Below are 22,712 nucleotides of genomic sequence, written 5' to 3'. Positions count from 1 at the left end.
CCTCCCGGGCTCCGGCGGGCGCGGGCCGGCATCACCTGCCGGCCCGGCCCGCACAGGATCAGCCGCCATAGATGTCGAAGTCGAAATACTTCTTGGAGAAGCTGTCGTAGGTGCCGTTGGCGCGGATCGCCTTGATCGCGGCGTTGATCTTGTCCTTCAGCTCGGTGTCGCCCTTGCGCAGGCCGACGCCCACGCCGGCGCCGAGGATTTCCGGGTCATCCTTCACATTGCCCTTGAGGTCGCAGCACTGCTTGCCCTGGTCGGTGCTGAGGAAGGCGGCGAGCGCGATGGCGTCGGCCTGCACCGCGTCGAGACGCCCGGCCGCGAGGTCGGCATTGGCCTCATCCTGCGTCTGGTATTCCTTCACGGTCGCGCCGGCCTTGCCGAAATACTTGTTGGCATAGTCCTGGTGAATGGTGGCGACCTGCACGCCGATGGTCTTGCCCTTCAGCCCCTCCGGCGTCGCGGTGAACTTCTCGCTCTTGGGGCCGATCACGCCGGTCGGCGTGTTGTAGTACTTGTCGGAGAAGTCGATGGTCTTCAGCCGCTCGGGCGTGATCGACATCGAACCGACGATCATGTCGATCTTCTTCGAGGTCAGCGCCGGAATGATGCCGTCCCAGGCCACGGGCGTGATCACGCATTCGAGCTTGGCCTGCTTGCAGATGGCCTCCATGAACTCGACTTCCCAGCCTTCCCACTTGCCGCTGGCGTCCGGCGAGGCGAAGGGCGGATAGGGCTCGGCGGCGAAGCCGACCTTGAGCGGTTCGGCGGCCGCGCCGCAAATGCCGGCCATGCCGATGACGGCGGCGGCGATCATCGTCCTGAAAGCGTGTTTCATGCTGGTCCCCTCTGGTTTTCGGGCTTTTTCAGTGGCTTGAGCTGATGAACTTCTTCAGCCGCTCCGATTTTGGATCGCCGAAGATCTGTTCCGGCGGGCCCTGTTCCTCGATCACGCCATGGGCCAGGAACACGATGTGGCTGGCGACATTGCGGGCGAATTTCATCTCATGCGTCACCAGGATCATGGTGCGCTGCTCGCGGGCGAGATCGCCGATGACGGTCAGCACCTCACCGACCAGTTCGGGGTCGAGCGCGGAGGTCGGCTCGTCGAACAGCATCACATGCGGCTGGATGGCGAGGGCGCGGGCGATCGCGGCCCGCTGCTGCTGGCCGCCGGAGAGAAAGGCGGGATAGGCGTCGCGCTTGTCGAACAGGCCGACACGCCGCAGCAGCGCCTCGCCGCGCGCCACCGCCTCGGCTTTCGGCACGCCGAGCACATGCACCGGCGCCTCGATGACATTTTGCAGAATGGTCATGTGCTGCCAGAGGTTGAAGCTCTGGAACACCATGCCGAGGCGGGAGCGCAGGCGCTGCACCTGCCGCCGGTCCGCGGTCGCCAGCCCGCCGAGCCCGTTCGGCTTCAGCGCGATCTCCTCGCCGCGAATGGCGACCGAACCACGGCTGGGAACCTCCAGCATGTTGATGCAGCGCAGCAGCGTCGATTTGCCGGAGCCGGAACCGCCGATGATGGCGATGACATCGCCTTCATGCGCCGTGAGCGAGATGCCCTTGAGGACCTCCAGCGCACCGAAATGCTTGTGCAGGTCGCGAATGGCGATGGCCTCGGCGCGCTCCGTCATCGGATGGGCGCCTCCGCAGGCCGAGACCAAGGCATATCGCTCATGCCGTCCCTCTTTCCTGACGCCACCGCGCGCCCCGCCGGAGACCGGCAACGGGCAAGGCGTGAGCGCCTCGTGTCATTTCACGGGGTAACGATGCACTTTCCTTCGCAGTTATTCAAGCGTATAACTAATCGCACCGCAACGTTTTTGTGCAGTGCCAAAAATTTGGCAGTTGATCGCCAAGAGGTATCATATGTCGCCTTTCGGGTCGCAGGAAATGTCGGCGCCGCTGCAGCGCGTGCTCATGCGCCGCCCGGGCCCGAGCCTGCGCGCGGCGGACCCGGCGCAGTGGCACTACGGCCCGACCTTCGATGGCGCGAAAGCCGTCGAGCAATATGGCGCCTTCGCCCGCCTGGTCGAACAGTCCGGCGCCGAGGTCCTCTGGCTGGACGATCCCGGCGACGGGCTCGCCGACGCCATGTTCACCCATGACCCCTCGCTGATGACGGACCATGGCGCGGTGATCCTGCGCATGGGCAAGCCGCTGCGCGCCAGCGAGCCGGCGCTGCATGAGCGGGCCTATGCGGAACGCCAGATTCCGATCCTCGGGCGCATCGAGGCTCCCGGCACGGTGGAAGGCGGCGACTGCGTGTGGCTGGATGCGCGCACCCTCATTGTCGGGCGCGGCGTGCGCACCAATCAGGCGGGCATCGACCAGCTCGGCGCCCTGCTCGCCCCCTATGGCATCACGGTGCTGGGCTTCGACCTGCCGCTCTGGCACGGGGAAGAAGCCTGCCTGCACCTCATGAGCGTCATCAGCCCCTTGGCCGACGATCTCGCCCTCGTCTTCGCGCCCCTGCTGCCGGCGGCGTTCTACCAGCTGCTGAAGGCGCGCGGCATCCGCCTAATCGAAGCCCCCGCGGACGAGTTCCACGCCAGCAACGGCCTCTCGCTCAACGTGCTGCCGACACGCCCGAACGAGGTGATCATGGTCGAGGGCTTCCCCGCCACCAAAGCGGCGATGGAGGCCGCCGGCTGCACGGTGTCGACCTTCGCGGCGGACGCGCTGTGCATCGCCTGCGAGGGCGGCCCCACCTGCCTGACGCGGCCCGTGCTGCGTCGCGCGGCATGACCCGCCGCGATTTCCATAGGGGCACCGAGGCCGAGCGTCGGCACGACCTCATCGAGGCGACGCTGGACTGCATTTCAGAAGCCGGGCTACAGGGCGCCACCGTGCGCCAGATCGCGACACGGGCCGGGGTGACGGCGGGGCTGATCCGGCACTATTTCGCCTCCAAGGACATCATCCTCCAGGAAGCCTACAAGGTCCTCATCGCCCGGCTGACCGAGAAGGCGAAGAACCTTGAGGGCACGCCGGAGCAGCGGCTGTCGGACTTCATCTTCGTCAACCTGACCGAGCCCGTCGCCAACAGCCGCAGCCTCTCGCTCTGGGCGGCGTTCATCAGCCGGGTCAGCGTCGACCCCGCCCTCGCGGCGATCCACCGCGAAGGCTATCTGAGCTTCCGCGCCGAGCTGGAAGAACTGCTGGCGGACTTTTTCGCCGGCCGGGGCGCGCCCGTCACGCGGGAACGCATCCGCGCGCTGGCCATCGCCATTAACGGCATCCTCGACGGCCTGTGGCTGGAAGGCTGCCTCGCCGGCGAACTTTTCGGGGAAAGCGAACTGGTCTCGATCGCCTTTTCCTCCGTCGAGGCGCTGATCGGCCAGCCGATCGCCGCGCCAACCCCCACCGCTCGCGACCGGGAGTAGCCCAATGCGCTACGCATCCATCACCGACAGGCTCGCCCGCCTCGGCTCCGAGAAATGGGCCGTCCATGTCGAGGGCCGGCGCCGCAAGGCCGCCGGTCGGCCCATCATCGAGCTGACCATCGGCGAGCCCGACCTGCCGCCGCATGAGCGGCTGATCGCGGAAGCGACGCGCGCCATGGCGGCCGGCCGGCACCGCTATTCCAACGGGCGCGGCGAGCAAGTGGTGGTCGACGCGCTGGTGCGCAAATACGCGAGGCGCCGGCCGGACGTGACCAGCGACAATGTGCTGTGCTTTCCCGGCACCCAGACCGCGCTTTTCGCCGTCATGCTCGGCCTGGTCGAGACCGGCGACGCGGTGCTGGTGGGCGATCCGCTCTACGCCACCTATGAGGGCGTCGTCCGCGCCACCGGCGCCGAGATGATCCCCGTGCCGCTGCGCCCGGAAAAAGGCTTCCACATGCAGGCGGCGGATCTTGAGCGGGCGATCACCCCTCATTCCCGCGTGCTGCTGCTCAACACGCCGCACAACCCCACCGGCGCCGTGCTCACGGCCGAGGAGATCGCCGCCATCGGCGAGGTCTGCCGCCGCCACGATCTGTGGATCGTCTCCGACGAGGTCTATGAGGAGCTGATCCTCGAAGGCCGCTTCGCCTCGCCCTTCGACGATCCCGCCCTGGCCGAGTGCACCATTGTCTGTTCCTCCATCTCGAAGTCGCACGCCGCGCCGGGCTTCCGCAGCGGCTGGGCCATCGGGCCGGCCGAGTTCTGCGCCCGCCTTCTGGCGGTGTCGGAAACCATGCTATTCGGCCAGCAGCCCTTCATCGCCGACATGACCGCGCACGCGCTCGACAACCCCATCGGCACTTCGGCGCTCATGCGCACCGCCTATCGCCGGCGCGCCGCCCTCATCGGCACCATGCTGGCGGAGGCGCCGGGGCTGGTGCCGTTCCCGCCCGAGGCCGGCATGTTCATCGTCGTCGATGTCAGCGGCACCGGCATGGACGGCGAAGCCTTCGCCTGGGCGCTGCTGGACGAGGAGGAGGTCGCTGTCATGCCGGGCTCCGCCTTCGGTGCCGAGGCGCGCGACTTCATCCGCATCAGCCTCACGGTGCCGGATGACAGGATCGAAGAGGCGTGCCGGCGCATGGCGGCGCTGGCCGCGCGCTCGGGATTGAGAACGGCACGGCGGGCATAACGCGACATCCCGGTCGCGGCCGGGCAAGGCGGGGTGGGAGGAACGGTCATGGGTACGAAAACGGTTGGGGAGGCGCTGATCGACCTCCTGGAAGCCAATGGCGTCGAGGTGGTGTTCGGCATTCCCGGCGTCCACACGGTCGAGCTCTATCGCGGCCTCGCCGACGCGAAAATCCGCCACATCACCCCGCGCCATGAGCAGGGCGCCGGCTTCATGGCCGATGGCTATGCCCGCGTCACCGGCAAGCCGGGCGTGGCGCTTGTTATCACCGGGCCCGGGCTCACCAACACCATCACCGCCATGGCACAGGCGCGGCAGGATTCGGTGCCGATGCTGGTGATTTCGGGAGTCAACCGGCGCGCCTCGCTCGGCCAGGGGCTCGGCTATCTCCACGAATTGCCGGATCAGGCGGCACTGATGAAAAGCTTCGCCGCCGCCTCCTGGACGCTGAACGATCCGGCGGACCTCGCCTCGGTGGTGGCGCAGGCCTTCGCGGTCATGGGCTCGGCGCGGCCGGGGCCGGTGCATATCGAAATTCCCACCGATGTGATGCCGCTGCCGGCCGGCGCGATCGTCGCCAGGGCCACCGTACCGGCCCGTCCCGGTGCGGCGGCGGCGACGCTGCATCAGCTCGCCGCCCTGTGCGATGACGCCCGGCGCATCGTGCTGATGTGCGGCGGCGGCGCCGTCGCGGCGGCGGACGCGATCGAAGCGCTGGCGGAAAAGCTCGACGCGCCCGTGGTCATGACCGTGAACGCGCGCGGCCTTCTAGCCGGCCATCCCCTGCGCGTGCCGGCGAGCCCGAGCCTTGCCGCCACCCGCCGGCTCATCGCCGAGGCGGATCTCGTCATCGGGCTCGGCACCGAAATGGGCCAGACCGATTACGACATGTATGATGACGGCCACTTCCCCTCGCTGGCCACATTCGTGCGCGTCGACATCGACCCGCTCCAGCTCGCCCGCGCGCCGCGCGCGGACCTTCCCGTGCTGTCGACGGTGGAAGCGGCGGTCGAGGGCCTCCTGCCGCTCGTTGCCGCCCGCAGCGGCGACGGTGCGGCGCGGGCGGCAGCGACGCGCGAGGCGGCGTGGCAGGAACTGACGCCGAAAATCCGCACCGAGATCGGCGTGATCGAGGCGATCTACGCCGCACTGCCGGACGCGCTGGTGGTGGGCGATTCCACCCAGGCCGTCTATGCCGGCAATCTCTATCTCGATCTCGCCCGCCCGCGCGCCTGGTTCAATGCCGCCACCGGCTTCGGCGCGCTGGGCTACGGCCCGCCGGCCGCCATCGGCGCGGCGCTCGGTGCGCCGGAGCGCCCGGTGGTCTGCCTCACCGGCGATGGCGGGTTCCAGTTCTCCCTCGCCGAGATCGGCTCGGCGGTCGATGCCGGAACGCGGGTGATCTTCCTCGTGTGGAACAATGACGGCTATCAGGAGATCGAGACCTACATGGTCTCGAACGGCATCACCCCGGAGGGCGTGAAGCCCTCCCCGCCGGATTTCCTCGGCATGGCCGGGGCCTATGGCGTGCCCGCGCTGCGGCTCTCGGATGTGAGCGAGCTCGGCGCGGCCCTCACCGCCGCCAAGGAGCGCAACGGGCCGAGCCTGATCGAAATTCACCAGACGCGCACGCACGGCGCCACCGCCTGACGCGCCGCGCCTCTTCGATCCGGCGGAGGCATTTTCGCCGGAATTGGTCTAGACGGGGCCATGGTCGAGCGCTTCACCCTCATTGACGTGGCCCAGTGCCAGCAGGAGATCAAGAAAAGCCGCTTCCGCGCGGCGGCCGCGCCCGTGGCGGACGAGGCGGCGGCGAAGGCGTTCATCGCCGCGCAGTCCGATCCCGGGGCCAATCACAATTGCTGGGCGTGGCGGATCGGCGCCGCCTACCGCTTCAGCGATGACGGCGAGCCTTCCGGCACCGCCGGCAAGCCGATCCTCGCCGCGCTCGACGGGCAGAACCTAGACCGTGTCGCCGTGGTGGTCACGCGCTGGTTCGGCGGCATTCTGCTCGGCAGCGGCGGGCTGGTGCGCGCCTATGGCGGCACCGCCGCGCAATGCCTGCGCGAGGCCGCGAAGGTGGCGCTGGTGGAGACGGTGGCGGGGACGGCGGAGTGCGGCTTCAGCGATCTCGCTCTGGTGCAGGCGCGCCTCGGTGCCCTGCCCGGCGTGGAGGTCGCGGTGGAGGCCTTCACCGCGAGCGGCGCCATCCTGTCGATTGTGTCACCGGCCGCCCAAGTGGAGCCTGTGCAGCGACTGCTGTCCGACCTCACCAGCGGGCGCTCGCGGCTGCGATGGCAGGACGAGACGCCCGACGCCTGACGCCCCCCTCGCCCCCCGCCCTGCGTTTTCCGCAGGGCATCCGGCGTCGGCTGGCGACAATTTGGGCTGACGAAAACCCTGCACAGGTTCTAAGCTAACCCCACGCGGGCCCCTGCCCGTCTCCGCCAGCCGAGCACGTTTTTATGAACATCGCCGCCCCCCCGACCTCCCCCGCCGCCGCGCCCATTGCCGACGCCTTCGCCCACACGCCCTATGACGGGTCGCGCAAGGCGTTTTCCGTCGGCCTCGCCCCGCTCGACCTCGCGGAATGGATCGAGCCCGACGCCCACCTCGCCACCACGCTGGCCGAGCGCGCGGCGTTGATCCGCGACAAGCGCGACATCGTGGTGTGCGAGGAGCCGGACACCCGCGCGGCGCAGCGCGAGACGCTGGAGCTGCTCGTCGCCCATCTCACCGCGCGCTTTCCCGATCAGTACCGGCTGCAGGGCCGCCACCTCACCGTGACCGCCACCGGCCAGACCTTCGATCTCGACGACGAGAGCGAGGCACCGCTGGTCGTCGCCGGGCAGATCGTCTCCGACGATCTCGTGCTGCTGCGCAAAGGCGAGGCCGGCTACCGCCTCGTCGCCGCCGTGCTGTGCTTTCCCTCCGCCTGGTCGCTCACCGAAAAATTCGGCCAGTCGCTCGACGAACTCCACCGCGCGGTGCCGGGCTATGAGAGCAAGCTCGCCCGGGTGATGAACCGCATCTTCGAGAATCTGAAGGTCGATCAGCCGGTGTGGCGGGTGAACTGGTCGATCTATCCCGATGACGAGCGGCACCACCCCGAATCGAAGGAGCGCCCGCGCCACTGGTTCGAGGACCCCGCCCATCTCGCCCCGGAAGCCTTCGTGCGGGTGGAACGCCAGACCCTGCGCCGCCTGCCGGAGAGCGGCGACATGCTGTTCACCATCCGCATTCATGTCGACCCGTTCCTCGCCTTCCGCCGCCACCCGGAAGGGCGCACCCTCGCCGCCTCGCTGCGCGAGCAGATTCTCGGCCTCGACGCCGACCAGCTGGCGTATAAGGGGCTGACCGAGCACCGCGACGCCGTGGCGGCGGCGCTGGAAAGACTGGCGGCGGGCGACTGAACCGGCCGCGCATGTGGGGGGAAAGGCTGATGGTCTTCTGGGTTCCGTTGATCGCCTGGGCGCTCGCCATCGGCCTCGCCCTGCTGATGTCGTGGCGCGGGCCGCACCCGTTCTCGCTCGCCCTCGTGGTGGACCAGCTGCTGCGTTACATCCTGCTCCTGCCGGTCGGGCTGATGGGGCTGTGGGCCTTTCTGGGGCATGTGTTCTTCCCCGGCCAGGCGGCGGCCTCCATCGGCTGGGCGCCGAGCCCGTTCCAGTTCGAGGTCGGCATGGCCAATCTCGGCATCGGCGTCGCCGGTGTGATCGGTGCCTTTTTCGGCTCGCCGGGCTTCCGCGCCGCGGTGGGCATCGTCGCTCTGGGCTTTCTCGGCGGCGCCGGCATCGGCCACGCCATCCAGATCGAGGAGACCGGCAACGTGGCCAGCGGCAATGCCGGGCCGATCTTCTACACCGATTTCCTCACGCCGCTCGCCGTGCTCGGCCTGTTGCTGATCCAGCGCGTGCTCGGGCCCGTACCGCAAAGGTGATGGAGGGCGGGGGCCGGCACGCTTGCCTCCAGCCCGGTGCGGCCTAACTGATGGGCCATCCGTGAGGCTGCCTTGACCGACCCCGATTCTCCCGACCGCGAAGCCAACCGCCTTTCCGCCCGCGCTCTGCGCTATGCCCGCGTCGGCACCAGCGTCGGCGGCGTCGCCGCGCGCATGGCCGGCACCAGGCTGTTCGGCACCGGCGCGAAGCAGGGCGACGCCGCCGCGCTCGCCGCCGCGCTGGGCGGGCTGAAAGGGCCGATCATGAAGGTCGCCCAGCTGATGGCGACCATCCCCGACGCGCTGCCGCCGGAATACGCCAAGGAACTCGCCACGCTGCAGAACCAGGCCCCGCCCATGGGCTGGGCCTTCGTCAAGCGGCGGATGATGGCCGAGCTCGGCCCGGACTGGCAGGCGCGCTTCCTCTCCTTCGACAAGGAGCCCGCCGCCGCCGCCTCGCTCGGCCAGGTTCACCGCGCCCGCGCCCTCGACGGCACGGCGCTGGCGGTGAAGCTGCAATATCCCGACATGCAGTCGGCGGTGGAAGCGGACCTCAAGCAGCTCGGCCTGCTGCTTTCCATCCACCGGCGGATGGACCCGGCCATCGACACGACAGACATCGCCGAGGAGATCGGCGAAAGGGTGCGCGAGGAGCTGGACTATAAGCGCGAGGCCGCCCATGCCGGGCTCTACGCCGCCATGCTGGCGGATGCGCCGCAGGTGCGGGTGCCGCGCGTGCATAAGGACCTCTCCACCGGCCGCCTGCTGACGCTGGACTGGCTGGACGGCCGGCGCCTGCTCGATTTCGTCGACCATCCGCTGGAGGAGCGCAACGCCATCGCCCGCGCCATGTTCGCGGCGTGGTGGCAGCCCTTCTCCCGCTTCGGCGTCATCCATGGCGACCCGCATCTCGGCAATTACACCGTGTTCGAGCAGGCGGGCGCGCCGGCCGGGATCAATCTGCTCGACTATGGCTGCATCCGCATCTTCCCGCCCAGCTTCGTCGGCGGCGTGGTCGATCTCTATCGCGGCCTGCAGGCGGGGGACGAGGCCCGCATCGTCCATGCCTATGAGGTCTGGGGCTTTCGCGGTCTCACCCGCGCGCTGATCGACGTGCTCAACATCTGGGCCCGCTTCATCTATGGCCCGCTGCTCGACGACCGCGTCCGCACCATCGCCGACGGCGTGGCGCCGGGGGACTATGGGCGGCGCGAGGCCTTCACCGTGCACCGCGCGCTGAAGGAACAGGGCCCGGTGCGGGTGCCGCGCGAATTCGTCTTCATGGACCGCGCCGCCATCGGCCTTGGCGGGGTGTTCCTGCACCTCAAGGCGGAGCTGAATTTCCACGCGCTTTTCGAGGACGCGATCGCCGATTTCTCCACCGAAAGCGTGGCGGCGCGTCAAGGCGCCGCGCTGGTGGAGGCCGGACTGCGCTGACCTGCCCCGGCGCGCGCCGTTGCCGCAGGCGGAGTCTTCCGCTAAAGCGGAGCATCGCGCGATCATTATTCTTTGGGAGGGGGTCGACATGGCCGATCACGGAGTGACCGAATACGCCAAGGCGGATGGCAACGACTATGCCGAGCACCGGGGCACGTACCACTTCTTCACCAAGATGACCCTCGTCAGCACGCTGGCCCTGTGCAGCTTCATGGTGTCCTTCGCCATTGGCGGCGCCAACGGCCATTGGGGCATCTTCACCATCGGCACCCTCGCCTCGGTCGCCGCCTGCGCCATCGGCCTCGCCTCGGAAGACGGCAAGCCCAAGCTGCTGTTCGGCCTGCTCGGCGTTCTCGTGCTCGCCCTGATCATCACCTCCTGAGACCAGCCATGCGTATCGCGATTGTCAAAGAGAGCTCTGCTTCGGAGCCACGGGTCGCCGCGTCTGCCGACACGGTAAAGCGCTATATCGGTCTGGGTGCGACGGTTTTTGTTGCGTCGGGGGCGGGGTCGGCGTCGGGGATTGGCGACGGGGAGTATGAGGGCGCGGGCGCGACCGTGGTGGCGGACAATGCCGCCGCCGTCGCCGGCGCGGACATCGTGCTCGCGGTGCGCCGGCCGGAAGCCGCTTCGCTCAAGGGCGCCAACAAGGGCGCGCTGGTCATCGCCATCGCTGACCCGCATGGCCATGAGGCCGCGCTGACCGAGATCGCCGGCACCGGCGTGTCGCTGTTCGCCATGGAGCTGATGCCGCGCATCACCCGCGCGCAGGTGATGGACGTGCTGTCCTCCCAGGCGAACCTCGCCGGCTACCGCGCGGTGATCGACGCTTCCGCCGAGTTCGGCCGGGCCTTCCCGATGATGATGACGGCGGCCGGCACGGTGCCGGCGGCGCGCGTGTTCATCATGGGCGCGGGCGTGGCCGGGCTGCAGGCCATCGCCACGGCGCGGCGCCTCGGCGCGGTGGTCTCGGCCACCGATGTGCGCCCGGCGGCGAAGGAACAGGTCGAGAGCCTCGGCGCCAAGTTCATCGCCGTCGAGGATGAGGAGTTCAAGCAGGCGGAAACCTCCGGCGGCTACGCCAAGGCGATGTCGGCGGAATACCAGGCCAAGCAGGCGGCGCTGACCGCCAGCCACATCGCCAAGCAGGACATCGTCATCACCACGGCGCTGATCCCCGGCCGCCCGGCGCCCAAGCTGGTCTCGGCCGACATGGTGGCGTCGATGAAGCCGGGCTCGGTCATCATCGACCTCGCGGTGGAGCGCGGCGGCAATGTCGCCGGTGCGGTGCCGGGCGAGGTGGTGACGACCGCCAATGGGGTGAAGATCGTCGGGCATCTGAACGTGCCGGGCCGCCTCGCCGCCACCGCCTCGCAGCTCTACGCCAAGAACCTCTACGCCTTCGTCGAGACGCTGGTGGACAAGGGGTCGAAGGCGCTCAGCGTGAAGTGGGACGACGAGCTGGTGAAGGCGACGCTGCTGACCAAGGACGGGGCGGTGGTGCATCCCGGTTTCGCGCCGGCGCCGGCGGCGCCGGCCGAGGGCGCGTCGGCGGCGTGAGCCGGGCGGGCTGAGGGCCGGCACCCTTTCTTCCTCATGCCCGGGCTTGACCCGGGCACCCAGGTCTTCCGGGTGGCCCGGCGTCAGGCTGGGTCCCCGGGTCAAGCCCGGGGATGAGGGCGCGAAGGGGGAAGCGTTCGGCACGACGCCAGCCGGTTTGCCGGCTGCTCCAATGGCCGCCGCGTGCGGCTTCGGCAAGACGACCGCATCACGGAACAGAGCGGGCCTCCGGCTTCGGGGAGTGGGACGGCCCGGCAGAGACAGAGATAAGGGAATCGAGGAAATGGCCAATCCGGCAGGGGGCGTGATACTCGCCCAGAACGCGCCTGGCGTCTCCGACGCGGCGCAGGGGGCGATGGCGCAGAACGCGGCCGAAGGGGCGCGGATGGCGGCGGAAGTGGCGCGGCAGGCGGCGGAAGCGGCGCAGGCCTATGCCGCGGCGGCGCAGCAGAGCTATGCGGAACTCGCCGGCAACGCCGCGCATGCGCTGACCGGCGGGGCGATCGACCCCTTCGTGTTCCAGCTCGCCATCTTCGTGCTGGCGGTGTTCGTCGGCTATTACGTCGTGTGGTCGGTGACCCCGGCGCTGCACACGCCCTTGATGAGCGTCACCAACGCCATCTCCTCGGTGATCGTGGTCGGCGCGCTGCTCGCGGTCGGCGTCGACACGGTGGCGGAAGGCACGGGCTGGGCACGCGGCTTCGGCTTTGTCGGCCTCGTCCTGGCGGCGGTGAACATCTTCGGCGGGTTCCTGGTGACCAGCCGCATGCTCGCCATGTACTCGAAGAAGAAGTGAGCGCTGACATGAACGCCAATCTGGTCGCGCTGCTCTACCTCATCTCCGGTGTGCTGTTCATCCTGGCGCTGCGCGGGCTCTCCAGCCCGGTCACCTCCCGCCAGGGCAACATCTTCGGCATGGTCGGCATGACCATCGCCATTGTGACGACGCTCGGCTCCTCCCCGCCGGCCGGCCCGGGCGGCTGGGCGCTGGTGCTCGGCGGCCTCGCGCTCGGCGGCGGCGCCGGCGCGGTCATCGCCAAGAAGATCGCGATGACGCAGATGCCGCAGCTCGTGGCCGCGTTCCACTCGCTGGTCGGCCTTGCCGCCGTGATGGTGGCGGCGGCGGCGCTCTACGCGCCGGCGGCGTTCCATATCGGCGATCCCGGCCATATCCATGCCCAGGCGCTGATCGAGATGAGCCTCGGCGTCGCCATCGGTGCCATCACCTTCACCGGCTCGGTCATCGCCTTCGCCAAGCTCAACGGCAACATGTCGGGCAAGCCGATCCTGCTGCCGGCGCGCCACCTCATCAATGCGTCGCTCGCCGGCCTGATCGTGGTGCTGATCGGCGTGCTGGTGGCGACCGAGAGCCACACCGTGTTCTGGCTGATCGTCATCGCCTCGCTGGTTCTGGGCGGGCTGATCATCATCCCGATCGGCGGCGCCGACATGCCGGTCGTGGTGTCGATGCTGAACTCCTATTCCGGCTGGGCGGCGGCGGGCATCGGCTTCACTTTGTCCAACACCGCGCTGATCATCACCGGCGCGCTGGTCGGCTCGTCGGGCGCGATCCTGTCCTACATCATGTGCAAGGGCATGAACCGCTCCTTCATCTCGGTGATCCTGGGCGGCTTCGGCGGCGACAGCGCCACCGGCCCGGCCGGGGCGGTGGAAACGCGCCCGGTGAAGCAGGGCTCGGCCGAGGACGCGGCCTTCATCATGAAGAACGCCTCCAAGGTCATCATCGTGCCGGGCTATGGCATGGCGGTGGCGCAGGCCCAGCACGCGCTGCGCGAGATGGCCGACAAGCTGAAGGAGGAAGGCGTCGAGGTGAAATACGCCATCCATCCCGTGGCGGGCCGCATGCCCGGGCACATGAACGTGCTGCTGGCGGAAGCCAACGTGCCCTATGACGAGGTGTTCGAGCTGGAGGACATCAACTCCGAGTTCGCGCAGGCGGATGTGGCCTTCGTCATCGGCGCCAATGACGTGACCAACCCGGCGGCGAAGACCGACCCGACCTCGGCGATCTACGGCATGCCGATCCTCGACGTGGAGAAGGCCAAGACCGTGCTGTTCATCAAGCGCGGCATGGCGGCGGGCTATGCCGGCGTGGAGAACGAGCTGTTCTTCCGCGACAACACGATGATGCTGTTCGCCGACGCCAAGAAGATGGTCGAGGACGTGGTGAAGAACCTCAACCACTGAGGACGGCAGGGGCGGCTGAGCACGAAGCGCGGCCCCGCCGCCCCGCACCCGGCGGAGCGGGAGCGAGGCGGATCGGTCTCATCGTCCACCTCACCGCACTCATCGTCCACGCCAAGAACACGCGCAAAGGCCCGCCCTCCGGCGGGCCTTTTTGCCAGGGGGGGAGACGTGGATGCTGCGTTGCCGCAACGGATTTCATTGACGACGTGTGTATTGCATACCAGACTTAGACCAAAGAATAAGAAGCGTGACAGTCGAGGCTCCACCAGAGGGATACGCCATGCTTGTCGCCGATCTCATGAAGCTGAAGAATGCCCGCGTACCGACCGTTCGGATGGGCGAAACCGTTGAAATGGCAGCGACTTTGCTCAACCGCGAGCGCATCGGTGCCGTGGTGGTGAAGGATGCCTGCGGCTCGGAAGGCGTCACCGTGGTCGGCATTTTCTCCGAACGCGACGTGGTCCGCGCCATCGCCGAGCGCGGGGCGCTCGCGCTGCGCCTCACCGTCGGCGATCTCATGTCGCGCAACATGATTTCCTGCCGGATGGAGGACAGCGTCGACCATGTCCGCGCGCTGATGGAGCAGCACCATGTGCGCCATCTCCCCGTCATGGAGGAGCACCAGCTGGTCGGCGTGCTCAGCATTCGCGACGTGCTCTCGCACGATGTCCGCGCGGCGGCGACGCTGTCGGGCGCGGCGATGGCGGATGTGACGGCGGCGCCGCTTCCGGCGTAAGGTCTTGCAACAAAAGAAAAACCGCCCGGAATCGCTCCGGGCGGCTCGGTGTTTCTGTGGCGCCTGCCGTGTCACATGGCGGGGGAATGATCCTGCCGCATCGGCGCCGTCTCCATCTGGTGCACGCGGTCGATGACCGCCTTCTGCACCTTCTCGAAGGCGCGCACCTCGATCTGCCGCACACGCTCGCGCGACACGCCGAACTCGGCGGCGAGGTCTTCCAGCGTCATCGGGTCGTCGGACAGCCGCCGCGCCTCGAAGATGCGCCGCTCGCGCTCATTGAGCACGGAAAGCGCGCCCGAGAGTGCGCTGCGGCGGTTGTCCATCTCCTCATGCTCGACGAGAACGGACTCCTGACTGTCGCGATCATCCGCCAGCCAGTCCTGCCACTCCCCGCCCCCCTCGACATCTCCGCGAAGAGGCGAGTTCAGAGACGCGTCTCCGCCAAGACGACGGTTCATTTCGATCACTTCCTGCTCGGTAACGCCGAGCTTGGTCGCGATCTGCTGCACCTGGTCGGGACGAAGATCCCCCTCTTCCAGCGCCGAAATCTGGCTCTTTGCTTTACGCAGGTTGAAGAAAAGCTTCTTCTGCGCCGCCGTGGTGCCCATCTTCACCAGGCTCCACGAGCGCAGGATGTACTCCTGGATCGAGGCCTTGATCCACCACATGGCATAGGTGGCAAGGCGGAAGCCCTTGTCCGGCTCGAAGCGCTTCACCGCCTGCATCAGGCCGACATTGCCCTCCGAGATCACCTCGGAGATCGGCAGGCCGTAGCCGCGATAGCCCATGGCGATCTTGGCCACGAGCCGCAGATGGCTGGTGACGAGACGATGCGCGGCGTCGGGATCCTCATGCTCGCGCCAGCGCTTGGCGAGCATATATTCTTCCTGCGGCTCCAGCATCGGGAACCGGCGGATTTCCGCGAGGTAGCGGCTCAGGCCACCTTCGGCGGACGGTAGGCTCATAGCGGAACGGGCCATGACTGCACCCTCCTTCTCTCGCGGTCCCCATCAGCGGGCGACCGCCATGCGGCCGCTTGTCAGCCGGCCTCGAATTTATAATAGCAGGAAGAAGCCGAATTTGCGAAAGCGCAAGGCGTTACGGGGTCACGATACGTTGAGGCGGGCACGTCAGCCGCCCGCAGCCAGCACCTCCTCAAGGCGGGCAAGGTCCGGCGGCAAAGCACTTTCGAACGACAGGACTTCGCCCGTGGCGGGATGCTCGAACCCGAGCCGGGCCGCATGCAGCGCCTGCCGGCCGAGCCCGTCGAGCGCTTCTCGCGCCGCTTCGGGAAGGCGGCTCGCGCGCGTGCGCTGGCCGACGCCATAAAGCGCGTCCCCGAGCAGGGGATGGCCGATATGGGCCATGTGCACGCGAATCTGATGTGTGCGACCGGTTTCCAGCTGACACTCCACCAGTGTGGCGATCGGCCGGCCGAGCGTATCCGCGTACGCCGCGAGGCGCTGCCAATGGGTGATGGCGAAGCGCCCGCCGCTGCGCACCGCGATGCGCTCCCGCGCCACGGGATGGCGGGCGAGAGGGGCGTCCACCGTCCCGCTTGGCAAATCCGGCGCGCCCCAGACGAAAGCAAGATAGGCGCGCTCCAGCGGCCCTGTACGGCCATGATCGGCGAACTGGGCGGCGAGCGCCTTGTGCGTACGGTCGTTCTTGGCCACGACGAGCAGGCCCGACGTGTCCTTGTCCAGCCGATGGACGATTCCGGGCCGGCGCACGCCGCCAATGCCGGACAGGCTGGCGCCGCAATGGAACAGCAGCGCATTGACCAGCGTGCCGTCCGGGCTGCCCGGGGCGGGGTGCACCACCATGCCGGCGGGCTTGTCGACGACGATCAGATGATCGTCCTCATAGACGATGACGAGGGGAATGTCCTGCGCGGCCGGCGTGGCGTCCTCGGGCTCCGGCACCTCGACGCTATATGTTTCACCGGCTATCGCCTTGGCTGAACCACCGGCCACCGGCTTGTCGCCGCGAAGGACCCTCCCCTCGCCGATCAACGCCTGAAGGCGCGTACGGCTGAGTTCCGGCAGGTGGCGCGCCAGCACGCGATCGAGGCGAAGGCCTTCATCCTCGGGCCCGACGGTGATATCGACGCGGCTCGCGACCGCCTCCGGCGCGTCATCGTCCATCTCCTCGTTGAGTTCCGGTGCCGGCATGACTTCTCCTGATTCCGACGACACGCTCGACCCCGCGGCCGAGCGCGTGCTGCGCCGCATGCGCCGCTTCGCCGCCTTTTCCGGGCTTATCATGCTTCTGGGCTTTCTCGCCGTCTTCGGGGCCATCGGATACAAGCTGATGAGCGGCAGGAAAAGCGCGCCGGCGGAAATCGCCGGCACGATCCAGTTGCCCAAGGGTGCGGAGGTGCGCGCGGCCGTCGTTTCCGGCGACCTGATCGCCGTGACGGTTTTGCGTGACGGGCGCGTGGAGACGCATCTGTTCGATCTCGAGACCCGCGCGCCGCGTGGGGTGCTCGGTTTCGCCAGCACGCCGTGAAGCACTTCACCCGGCGCCGCGCGGGTCTTTACGGCGACACCGAAGCTGGCCGGTTGAAAAGATCGTCTCATTTCGCCCGCCCCCTTGATCCGGCCGGCAAAGCGCTCTAAGAGACCGGCCTGCCTAGATGCGCCCATCGTCTAGCGGTCAGGACGTCGCCCTCTCACGGCGAAAACCGGGGTTCGATTCCCCGTGGGCGCGCCATTTCCGTACAGAACCGCGGACACCCGAATGGGTGGCTTGATCGGCGAGTACGGCTCTTTCCAGAACCGATCATGATGTGTGGATGCCCTGCCGGTTGCTCGCCATCCGGGCCGCCGACGTTCGCCAGATCGGCCTGGAGCGTCCCACCCAGGCCGCATCCGGTTCGCCAGCGCGTCGGCGAGGGAGAGGCGACGCGAAGCGTTGTCCTGAGTTCACCCTTGCCGGTCTCGACTTTCAGTCGCGTGTCAGGGACAGGCGGCTCCGCTCTCGACCCAGGCGATCACCAGCGCCTTGGCCTCGGCCTGCGTGCCCGGCGCCGGCGTTCGTCCGGGGCCGGGATGCCACGCCCAGCCGACCAGCGTGTCATCGCCGATATGCTCGATCAGCTCGTGCAGCGACCTGCCGCCATTGCGGGCGGGATCCTTGATCTGCTCACAGATCTGCGCGACGGTCCGGCCCTCCCACGCCATTTCCGCGGGCGCGAGATGCCAGGCGGGATGACCCGGCATCCCGGCCGGATCGAAATTCGCCCCGCCATGGCAGCTGGAACAGCGCAGGCTGGCGAGCCCCATACCGTCGACGCCACGATAGACCGGCGGCTGGTGCAGCCGCTTGGCGTCGCCCTGCCGGGGACGATCCGTGGCCGGATGGCAGTTGGTGCAGCGCGGGCTGGTCAGCACCTTGCCGAGTTCGGTGAAATAGGCCGCCGAGCGCGTGGCGGGATCGGCGATCGTCGCAAAGCTCTCAGGTGACGCCAGCGCATTCGCCGGGGTGTCGGTCGGGGTCGCCAGCCCGTTCCGACTGGTGATGCCGGCCGTCAGCACGCTGACCGTCACCACCGCCCCCCACAACATCAGATGGCGCTTGTTCATCGTCATGGCCGCCGTCACGCCGCGAGGAAGCGCGAAGGATCGGCAAGGATCACATCGCGCACTGCCTGATGATATTTCACATAGCCGGAGCAACGGCAGATATGGCCGTCCAGCGCTTCCATGATGGTGCGCTCGAGATCCGCGCGCGCCACTTTCTGCTTTTCCAGCCGCTCCAGCAGCACTTGCCCCTCATTGAGAAAGCCGGGGGTGCAATAGCCGCACTGGAAGGCGAAATGCTCGACAAAGCTCACTTGCAACGGCGTCAGCACACCGTTGACGGCATGGCCTTCCACGGTCCGGATCGTCTGGTTGTTGAAATCGAGCGCCGGGACGACACAGGTCGGCCTTGTCACGCTGGTGCCGTCATCGAGATCGACGATCACGGCACAACTCAGGCACTGCGCCGCCCCGCAGCCGAACTTGGTGCCGGTCATGCCGAGCACTTCGCGCAGGAAGTCGTTCATCGACAGGTCCGGGCGAACGTCCAGCGGGCCAACCGCGCGACCATTGATCGTCAGCGACAACATCGTCACGCGAGCACTCCCTTGATCATCTCGGGCGTCACCGGCAGCGCGTAGAAACGATGACCCGTCGCATCAAAGATCGCGTTGAGCAGCGCCGGCACGACCGGGATCATCACCACCTCGGCCATTCCCTTGGGCGGCTCATTGGCAGCGAGCGGCGGCAGCACCTCGATATCGAGATCGTGCAGCGGCAGATCGGAGCCCCGCGCGACGACATATTGGCCGAGGTTCCACGTGCCATTGCCCGGCCCATCCTCGAAGGGCGGCAGATCCTCCAGCAGCGCATAGCCAACGCCCATGGCGAAGCCACCCTGCGCCTGGCCGAGCACGACTTCCGGAACCAGGGCCTTGCCGCATTCAAGCACGCTGTACGCCTTGACGATCCGCAGAATGCCTGTCGCGCGCTCGATTTCGATCCGCACCGAGGTCCCGCACATCGAGGCGAAGGCGGTGCCGATCCGGTTGTAGTCCGCCGGCGGGAAGGCCACCGCCTTGCGGTCCAGCCGCTGATAGCGGCCGCTGCCGCGCCGCACGGCCAGCGCATCGATCTCGGCGCTCCACTCGCCCTCGGGGAGCGCAAAGGTCGCTTCCGCCCAGGCCCAGCGCGAGAAGGCGTGCGCCATCGCACCCGTCACGCCCCCCTGCTCGTGAGCTTTCGCCGCAAGGGCCTTCAGCCGAAGCGGCGGGAGCCCCGAGAACAGCAGCGTCTCGCCCTGCCAATAGGCCTCGGTCCACCGCTCGGCGCGCGGATCATGGGGCGCGACACCCCACAGCGCCAGCGCCGCCGGCCACAAGCCAAATCGGAACACCACACGTGCGGCCTCCGCCGCGGCCTGCGTGCCGACATGCGCGCCGATGGAGGCGCTGGTGGCGGACGAGATGGCCGGCACCCAGCGCGGGTCGCGCGCGGCCTGGTCCTGATCGGCCTGCGATATCGAATAGGGATCGCCCGAGGTCACCAGTTCGAGCCCGTCGAACACGTCGATCTGCGCGACGGTCACTTCGTCGGCAATTGCACCGATATGGGTGGCGACACGGTTCGCCAGTGCCGTGCCAATACCATTGCCCATCTCGACCGCGTCGCCATTGATCGAGACACGCCCCTGCGGATCGATAGAGACGGCGCCGAGCGAGCAATCCGCGCCGGTGCCGTAGTCTTTCGCCGCGCACGCGACGCCGGTGCCGATGAGGAATCCGCTGCGTGCCGCCGCCTTCTCCCTGGCCCGATCTCGCCAGATCGCCTGCGTCTGCAGCCTGTCGAGAATTTCAGGCGCGCGGACCGAGACGGAATAGGGATTGCCGGTCATGGTGCGCGCCCCGACCTTGAGCGCGTTCCTGCGGCGGAACTCGATAGGGTCGAGCGAGAGCGCCGTGCAGGCTTCATCCACCAGCGTCTCCAGCGCCGTCATCGTCTGCAGCGTGCCGTAGCCGCGCATCGAGCCGGCGGTGACGCCGCGCGTATGCTCGGCAACGGTGGTGACGTCGACCTTGGGGACGGCATACATGCCGATGGCGCCGGTGGCCCCGACCACCGCGACGCTGACGGAATAGTTCGCAAGCCCGCCACCATCGAGCACATGATCGGCCGCAAAGGCGGTGATCAGGCCGCTTTTGCGGTCGACGCCGATCTGCGAGCGCATCTTGAACGCGTGGCGCTTCACCCCGCCCTGAAACTGCTGAAACCGGTCATGGGCGAGCCGCACCGGGCGTCCGGGGAAGAACATGGCCGCCAGCGCGACATAGAGCGGAAAGGGCGTATGGTCTCGCCCGCCGAAACCTCCCCCGACATAGCAGAAGCGCGTGTTGATCGTGGCGGGCTTGTGGTCGGCCTGCGCCGCGCCGAGCAGATGGGCTACCGCCTCCGCCGCCTCGAAGGGCGACTGCACGCCGATGACCATGTCGAGCGTCTTGGTCGCCGGGTCGTACCAGGCAAGCCCCGTTTCCGGTTCAAGAAACATCGGATCGACCGACTGCGTCTCGAACGAACGGTCAAGCGTCAGCACCGCCGGATTGACGGCCTCGAGCTCCGCGCGGATCGCCTCGCCATAGGCGGCGCCTTTGACATAGTCGGGGCCCTTCTCATCCGGCAGCACCCGCCAGATCGGCCGGCCCGAACCGCCGTCGACGAAGCCGGGGCTGATCCAGCCTTCCTGCAGCGGCGAGTAGATGTCCGGCGCACCGGGTTCAGCACCGGCGACACGGGTAAAGCGAAAGGCGCCATAATTCGCCCCCGCCAGCGGCCCGGTCTCCTTGCCGAACTTCAGCAAGTTGCCGGCGCGGAAGGCGACGCGGGCGACATCATAGGCATCGAAGGTCTCGAACAGCAGCAACGCGACGGGCTGGCCGAGATAGAGCGGCGTGGTGCCGACCGGGCAGAACAGGTCGCCGGCATAGAACTCCGGCACACGCGCGCCGATGCGCTTGATGTCTTCCGCCGTCACCACGAGTGTTGGCGTCGCCTGGGGCGGGAGCGCCGCCAGATCGAGTCCTTCATAGAGATGCGTGGCATCCGGCGCCCGCACCAGCAGCGCATGGTGGGTCGTGGCCGGCCACCCCGGCAGATCGGCGGCCCGAAAATCGGCGGCATAGAGCTTGCCGCCGGTGACTTTGGCGACGCCGTCGACGCGGCCCAATGCGGGATGCGCGACGCCGCGTCCCGGAAGCGTCTCGCGTGTGGTGAAGTCTGGAACCTGAGCGCTCGCGACCGGCGCGACGGAAAGCGAAATGCCGCAGACCGAAGCCAGCTTCAGAAAATCGCGGCGCGAAGGTCGCATAAGATGTTCTTTCAGGTCAGCACTGCGCAAATATGCAAAACTAAATCAAAAATGGTATTTAGATGCGCGTCACTTGGACGTTCATCCACGTGGACCTTGCACATATTGCCGCGAAAATCAGGGTCACGCATGTATTGACGCCCCCTGAACCGCCACAGCACCATCAGATCATCTTAGAAACGCTCTCAAGTCAACAGCGCAGCGCGCGAACGGCGGCTGCGGCCAGGCCCGTCTGATCGTGGCCGCGACCGCCCTGGTCCTCGCTGATCGCCGGGAAGGCGGCGACGTTGGCCGCAGGCGGGTTTCTCCGGCTCCGCCCTGTGCCGGGGTTGCGAGCTTGGCCTCGCCTCACTTCGCCCCGCGCCGGAACTCGCCGGGGGAGATGCCGACATGGCGGCGAAAAGCCCGCGTGAAGGTCGATTGCGAGGAAAAGCGGCAGGCATGGGCGATTTCCGCCAGGCTTAAATCGCTGTGCAGCAGCAAATCCTGCGCCCGTTCCACCCGCAGGGAACTGATGAAGCGGTGCGGCGGCACACCCATGGCGGAGCGGAAGGCGCGGGCGAAATGATGCACGCTCAGGCAGGCAATGTCCGAAAGCTCGGCCAGCAGCAGTTCGGATTCGATGTTGTCGTTGATGTAGTCGATGACACGGCGCAGCCGGTTGCGGTCGAGCGACACGTCGCCCAATGGCGGGCGCCGCTCGCCCGCATAGAGCGAGACGAGATGCGCCGCGAGGGCGCGGGTCAGGCTGTCGACCAGCAGCCGGCCGGCCGAGCTTTCCTGTTCCAGCTCGGCCTGAACGCGGAAGCCGACTTGCCGGAGAAAATCGTCGTCGACATCCGCGCGATAGGCGATCTCTTCCGGCGCCACCGGGCGCGAGAGGTCGCGCGACATGTCGGCGAACACCTCGCGGCCGATATAGATGTGCAGCACGTCCTGCAGGTCGTCGGTGATGCGGATGGAGTCTTCAACGACCCCGATAGGGCACAGCCATACCGTGCCGCGCCGTACGGCCGTGTCCTGAAGTTCCCCGCCCGCCCGGCGCTGCACCCGCGCGCCCTCCGCGCCGCGCAGGGCCAGAGTGATTTCCATCTGTTGCGGAACGGGCGGCGGTATCTCGCCCGCCGGATGGTTGCGGATCTCGGCCGCCATCCCCGACCAGTTGCGCCGCGCGGAACTGAACAGAAGCTCGGCCCGGGGAAACTTGCGGCGGCCAAAATCGTGCACGCTCGCCATGTGTCACATCCTCGTTCGCATGGGCTGCACTCTCACATTTCGATCCCGAGGCCGTGCGGTGCCGGGATCAACCACGTCAATCCAAGCAAACACAATGCCGATCCCGGCAAAGACGCC

At 67.9% G+C, this 22,712-nt stretch carries 22 protein-coding genes and 1 tRNA gene; 15 read left to right on the top strand and 8 right to left on the bottom strand.

Going from position 1 to position 22,712, the window contains the following annotated elements:
* Positions 1-58: 58 nt before the first annotated feature.
* Both K9D25_RS11660 and K9D25_RS11655 read right to left on the bottom strand, forming a co-directional pair.
* Positions 59-820 (bottom strand): transporter substrate-binding domain-containing protein, encoded by a 762-nt coding sequence (locus tag K9D25_RS11660; RefSeq protein WP_244450856.1) that lies wholly within the window; start codon positions 818-820, stop codon positions 59-61.
* A 49-nt stretch (positions 821-869) separates the two neighbouring features.
* A complete protein-coding gene (locus K9D25_RS11655; protein ID WP_244375294.1) occupies positions 870-1,643 on the bottom strand; it encodes an ABC transporter ATP-binding protein in 774 nt (257 codons plus the stop codon).
* A 235-nt stretch (positions 1,644-1,878) separates the two neighbouring features.
* Between K9D25_RS11655 and K9D25_RS11650 the strand changes: the two genes are divergently transcribed.
* The 13 genes from K9D25_RS11650 to K9D25_RS11590 all read left to right on the top strand — a co-directional run bounded on the left by K9D25_RS11650 (position 1,879) and on the right by K9D25_RS11590 (position 14,471).
* Positions 1,879-2,757, top strand: a complete 879-nt coding sequence (locus tag K9D25_RS11650; protein WP_244375293.1) for a dimethylarginine dimethylaminohydrolase family protein — start codon at positions 1,879-1,881, stop codon at positions 2,755-2,757.
* Complete coding sequence (locus tag K9D25_RS11645; RefSeq protein WP_244375292.1) at positions 2,754-3,395, top strand: TetR family transcriptional regulator C-terminal domain-containing protein; 642 nt, start codon at positions 2,754-2,756, stop codon at positions 3,393-3,395. Before K9D25_RS11650 ends, K9D25_RS11645 begins: the two co-directional genes overlap by 4 nt.
* Positions 3,396-3,399: 4 nt before the next feature.
* Positions 3,400-4,590, top strand: coding sequence for a pyridoxal phosphate-dependent aminotransferase (locus tag K9D25_RS11640; RefSeq protein ID WP_244375291.1), 1,191 nt, complete (start codon positions 3,400-3,402; stop codon positions 4,588-4,590).
* A 48-nt stretch (positions 4,591-4,638) separates the two neighbouring features.
* Positions 4,639-6,240, top strand: coding sequence for a 5-guanidino-2-oxopentanoate decarboxylase (locus K9D25_RS11635; RefSeq protein WP_244375290.1), 1,602 nt, complete (start codon positions 4,639-4,641; stop codon positions 6,238-6,240).
* 60 nt (positions 6,241-6,300) lie between these two features.
* Positions 6,301-6,912, top strand: coding sequence for an IMPACT family protein (locus tag K9D25_RS11630; protein WP_244375289.1), 612 nt, complete (start codon positions 6,301-6,303; stop codon positions 6,910-6,912).
* Positions 6,913-7,055: 143 nt separating this feature from the next.
* Positions 7,056-8,003, top strand: a complete 948-nt coding sequence (locus tag K9D25_RS11625) for a heme-dependent oxidative N-demethylase family protein (protein ID WP_244375288.1) — start codon at positions 7,056-7,058, stop codon at positions 8,001-8,003.
* A 29-nt stretch (positions 8,004-8,032) separates the two neighbouring features.
* On the top strand, positions 8,033-8,530 hold the full coding sequence (locus K9D25_RS11620) for a DUF6790 family protein (RefSeq protein ID WP_244375287.1): 498 nt from the start codon (positions 8,033-8,035) through the stop codon (positions 8,528-8,530).
* Between the two features lie 72 nt (positions 8,531-8,602).
* Positions 8,603-9,967: an ABC1 kinase family protein gene (locus tag K9D25_RS11615; RefSeq protein ID WP_244375286.1), complete on the top strand. Its 1,365-nt coding sequence runs from the start codon at positions 8,603-8,605 to the stop codon at positions 9,965-9,967.
* Between the two features lie 88 nt (positions 9,968-10,055).
* The gene (locus K9D25_RS11610; RefSeq protein WP_244375285.1) at positions 10,056-10,349 is read left to right on the top strand and encodes an aa3-type cytochrome c oxidase subunit IV; all 294 of its coding nucleotides are present in this window, start codon (positions 10,056-10,058) and stop codon (positions 10,347-10,349) included.
* 8 nt (positions 10,350-10,357) lie between these two features.
* The gene (locus tag K9D25_RS11605) at positions 10,358-11,527 is read left to right on the top strand and encodes a Re/Si-specific NAD(P)(+) transhydrogenase subunit alpha (RefSeq protein ID WP_244375284.1); all 1,170 of its coding nucleotides are present in this window, start codon (positions 10,358-10,360) and stop codon (positions 11,525-11,527) included.
* Between the two features lie 355 nt (positions 11,528-11,882).
* Positions 11,883-12,323: a proton-translocating transhydrogenase family protein gene (locus K9D25_RS11600; protein ID WP_244450829.1), complete on the top strand. Its 441-nt coding sequence runs from the start codon at positions 11,883-11,885 to the stop codon at positions 12,321-12,323.
* Positions 12,324-12,331: 8 nt separating this feature from the next.
* Positions 12,332-13,735: an NAD(P)(+) transhydrogenase (Re/Si-specific) subunit beta gene (locus tag K9D25_RS11595; RefSeq protein WP_244375283.1), complete on the top strand. Its 1,404-nt coding sequence runs from the start codon at positions 12,332-12,334 to the stop codon at positions 13,733-13,735.
* A 280-nt stretch (positions 13,736-14,015) separates the two neighbouring features.
* Positions 14,016-14,471 carry a CBS domain-containing protein gene (locus K9D25_RS11590; RefSeq protein ID WP_244375282.1) on the top strand — a complete coding sequence of 152 codons (456 nt, stop codon included), beginning with the start codon at positions 14,016-14,018 and terminating at the stop codon, positions 14,469-14,471.
* A gap of 71 nt (positions 14,472-14,542) precedes the next feature.
* On the opposite strand, the gene rpoH is transcribed toward K9D25_RS11590, so the two are convergent.
* Positions 14,543-15,454, bottom strand: coding sequence for an RNA polymerase sigma factor RpoH (rpoH, locus tag K9D25_RS11585; protein ID WP_244375281.1), 912 nt, complete (start codon positions 15,452-15,454; stop codon positions 14,543-14,545).
* Between the two features lie 150 nt (positions 15,455-15,604).
* Complete coding sequence (locus K9D25_RS11580) at positions 15,605-16,648, bottom strand: RluA family pseudouridine synthase (RefSeq protein ID WP_244375280.1); 1,044 nt, start codon at positions 16,646-16,648, stop codon at positions 15,605-15,607.
* On the opposite strand from K9D25_RS11580, the gene K9D25_RS11575 reads away from it, so the two are divergent.
* On the top strand, positions 16,647-16,985 hold the full coding sequence (locus K9D25_RS11575) for a DUF6476 family protein (protein ID WP_244375279.1): 339 nt from the start codon (positions 16,647-16,649) through the stop codon (positions 16,983-16,985). The genes K9D25_RS11580 and K9D25_RS11575 overlap by 2 nt on opposite strands.
* Before the next feature lie 129 nt (positions 16,986-17,114).
* Positions 17,115-17,189: transfer RNA gene (locus tag K9D25_RS11570), tRNA-Glu, on the top strand.
* Positions 17,190-17,434: 245 nt separating this feature from the next.
* Here K9D25_RS11570 and K9D25_RS11565 read toward each other — a convergent pair.
* The 4 genes from K9D25_RS11565 to K9D25_RS11550 all read right to left on the bottom strand — a co-directional run bounded on the left by K9D25_RS11565 (position 17,435) and on the right by K9D25_RS11550 (position 22,595).
* On the bottom strand, positions 17,435-18,061 hold the full coding sequence (locus K9D25_RS11565) for an Isoquinoline 1-oxidoreductase subunit (protein ID WP_432207945.1): 627 nt from the start codon (positions 18,059-18,061) through the stop codon (positions 17,435-17,437).
* A gap of 14 nt (positions 18,062-18,075) precedes the next feature.
* Positions 18,076-18,594 (bottom strand): (2Fe-2S)-binding protein, encoded by a 519-nt coding sequence (locus K9D25_RS11560; protein WP_244375277.1) that lies wholly within the window; start codon positions 18,592-18,594, stop codon positions 18,076-18,078.
* Positions 18,591-21,359, bottom strand: coding sequence for a xanthine dehydrogenase family protein molybdopterin-binding subunit (locus K9D25_RS11555; RefSeq protein WP_244375276.1), 2,769 nt, complete (start codon positions 21,357-21,359; stop codon positions 18,591-18,593). The genes K9D25_RS11560 and K9D25_RS11555 overlap by 4 nt, the downstream gene beginning before the upstream one ends.
* Before the next feature lie 348 nt (positions 21,360-21,707).
* Positions 21,708-22,595 carry an AraC family transcriptional regulator gene (locus tag K9D25_RS11550; protein WP_244375275.1) on the bottom strand — a complete coding sequence of 296 codons (888 nt, stop codon included), beginning with the start codon at positions 22,593-22,595 and terminating at the stop codon, positions 21,708-21,710.
* Positions 22,596-22,712 lie beyond the last annotated feature (117 nt).

This window comes from Ancylobacter polymorphus, from assembly GCF_022836935.1.
Classification (GTDB): domain Bacteria; phylum Pseudomonadota; class Alphaproteobacteria; order Rhizobiales; family Xanthobacteraceae; genus Ancylobacter; species Ancylobacter polymorphus_A.
This window is presented reverse-complemented; position numbering and strand designations above follow the sequence as displayed.

Excerpts from the sequence above, each read along its gene's own strand:
- K9D25_RS11660 (WP_244450856.1), bottom strand. The coding sequence starts at position 820 with ATGATCGCCGCCGCCGTCATCGGCATGGCCGGCATTTGCGGCGCGGCC.
- K9D25_RS11655 (WP_244375294.1), bottom strand. The coding sequence starts at position 1,643 with ATGACGGAGCGCGCCGAGGCCATCGCCATTCGCGACCTGCACAAGCAT.
- K9D25_RS11650 (WP_244375293.1), top strand. The coding sequence starts at position 1,879 with ATGTCGCCTTTCGGGTCGCAGGAAATGTCGGCGCCGCTGCAGCGCGTG.
- K9D25_RS11645 (WP_244375292.1), top strand. The coding sequence starts at position 2,754 with ATGACCCGCCGCGATTTCCATAGGGGCACCGAGGCCGAGCGTCGGCAC.
- K9D25_RS11640 (WP_244375291.1), top strand. The coding sequence starts at position 3,400 with ATGCGCTACGCATCCATCACCGACAGGCTCGCCCGCCTCGGCTCCGAG.
- K9D25_RS11635 (WP_244375290.1), top strand. The coding sequence starts at position 4,639 with ATGGGTACGAAAACGGTTGGGGAGGCGCTGATCGACCTCCTGGAAGCC.
- K9D25_RS11630 (WP_244375289.1), top strand. The coding sequence starts at position 6,301 with ATGGTCGAGCGCTTCACCCTCATTGACGTGGCCCAGTGCCAGCAGGAG.
- K9D25_RS11625 (WP_244375288.1), top strand. The coding sequence starts at position 7,056 with ATGAACATCGCCGCCCCCCCGACCTCCCCCGCCGCCGCGCCCATTGCC.
- K9D25_RS11620 (WP_244375287.1), top strand. The coding sequence starts at position 8,033 with ATGGTCTTCTGGGTTCCGTTGATCGCCTGGGCGCTCGCCATCGGCCTC.
- K9D25_RS11610 (WP_244375285.1), top strand. The coding sequence starts at position 10,056 with ATGGCCGATCACGGAGTGACCGAATACGCCAAGGCGGATGGCAACGAC.
- K9D25_RS11605 (WP_244375284.1), top strand. The coding sequence starts at position 10,358 with ATGCGTATCGCGATTGTCAAAGAGAGCTCTGCTTCGGAGCCACGGGTC.
- K9D25_RS11600 (WP_244450829.1), top strand. The coding sequence starts at position 11,883 with ATGGCGCAGAACGCGGCCGAAGGGGCGCGGATGGCGGCGGAAGTGGCG.
- K9D25_RS11595 (WP_244375283.1), top strand. The coding sequence starts at position 12,332 with ATGAACGCCAATCTGGTCGCGCTGCTCTACCTCATCTCCGGTGTGCTG.
- K9D25_RS11590 (WP_244375282.1), top strand. The coding sequence starts at position 14,016 with ATGCTTGTCGCCGATCTCATGAAGCTGAAGAATGCCCGCGTACCGACC.
- rpoH (WP_244375281.1), bottom strand. The coding sequence starts at position 15,454 with ATGGCCCGTTCCGCTATGAGCCTACCGTCCGCCGAAGGTGGCCTGAGC.
- K9D25_RS11575 (WP_244375279.1), top strand. The coding sequence starts at position 16,647 with ATGACTTCTCCTGATTCCGACGACACGCTCGACCCCGCGGCCGAGCGC.
- K9D25_RS11580 (WP_244375280.1), bottom strand. The coding sequence starts at position 16,648 with ATGCCGGCACCGGAACTCAACGAGGAGATGGACGATGACGCGCCGGAG.
- K9D25_RS11565 (WP_432207945.1), bottom strand. The coding sequence starts at position 18,061 with ATGAACAAGCGCCATCTGATGTTGTGGGGGGCGGTGGTGACGGTCAGC.
- K9D25_RS11555 (WP_244375276.1), bottom strand. The coding sequence starts at position 21,359 with ATGCGACCTTCGCGCCGCGATTTTCTGAAGCTGGCTTCGGTCTGCGGC.
- K9D25_RS11550 (WP_244375275.1), bottom strand. The coding sequence starts at position 22,595 with ATGGCGAGCGTGCACGATTTTGGCCGCCGCAAGTTTCCCCGGGCCGAG.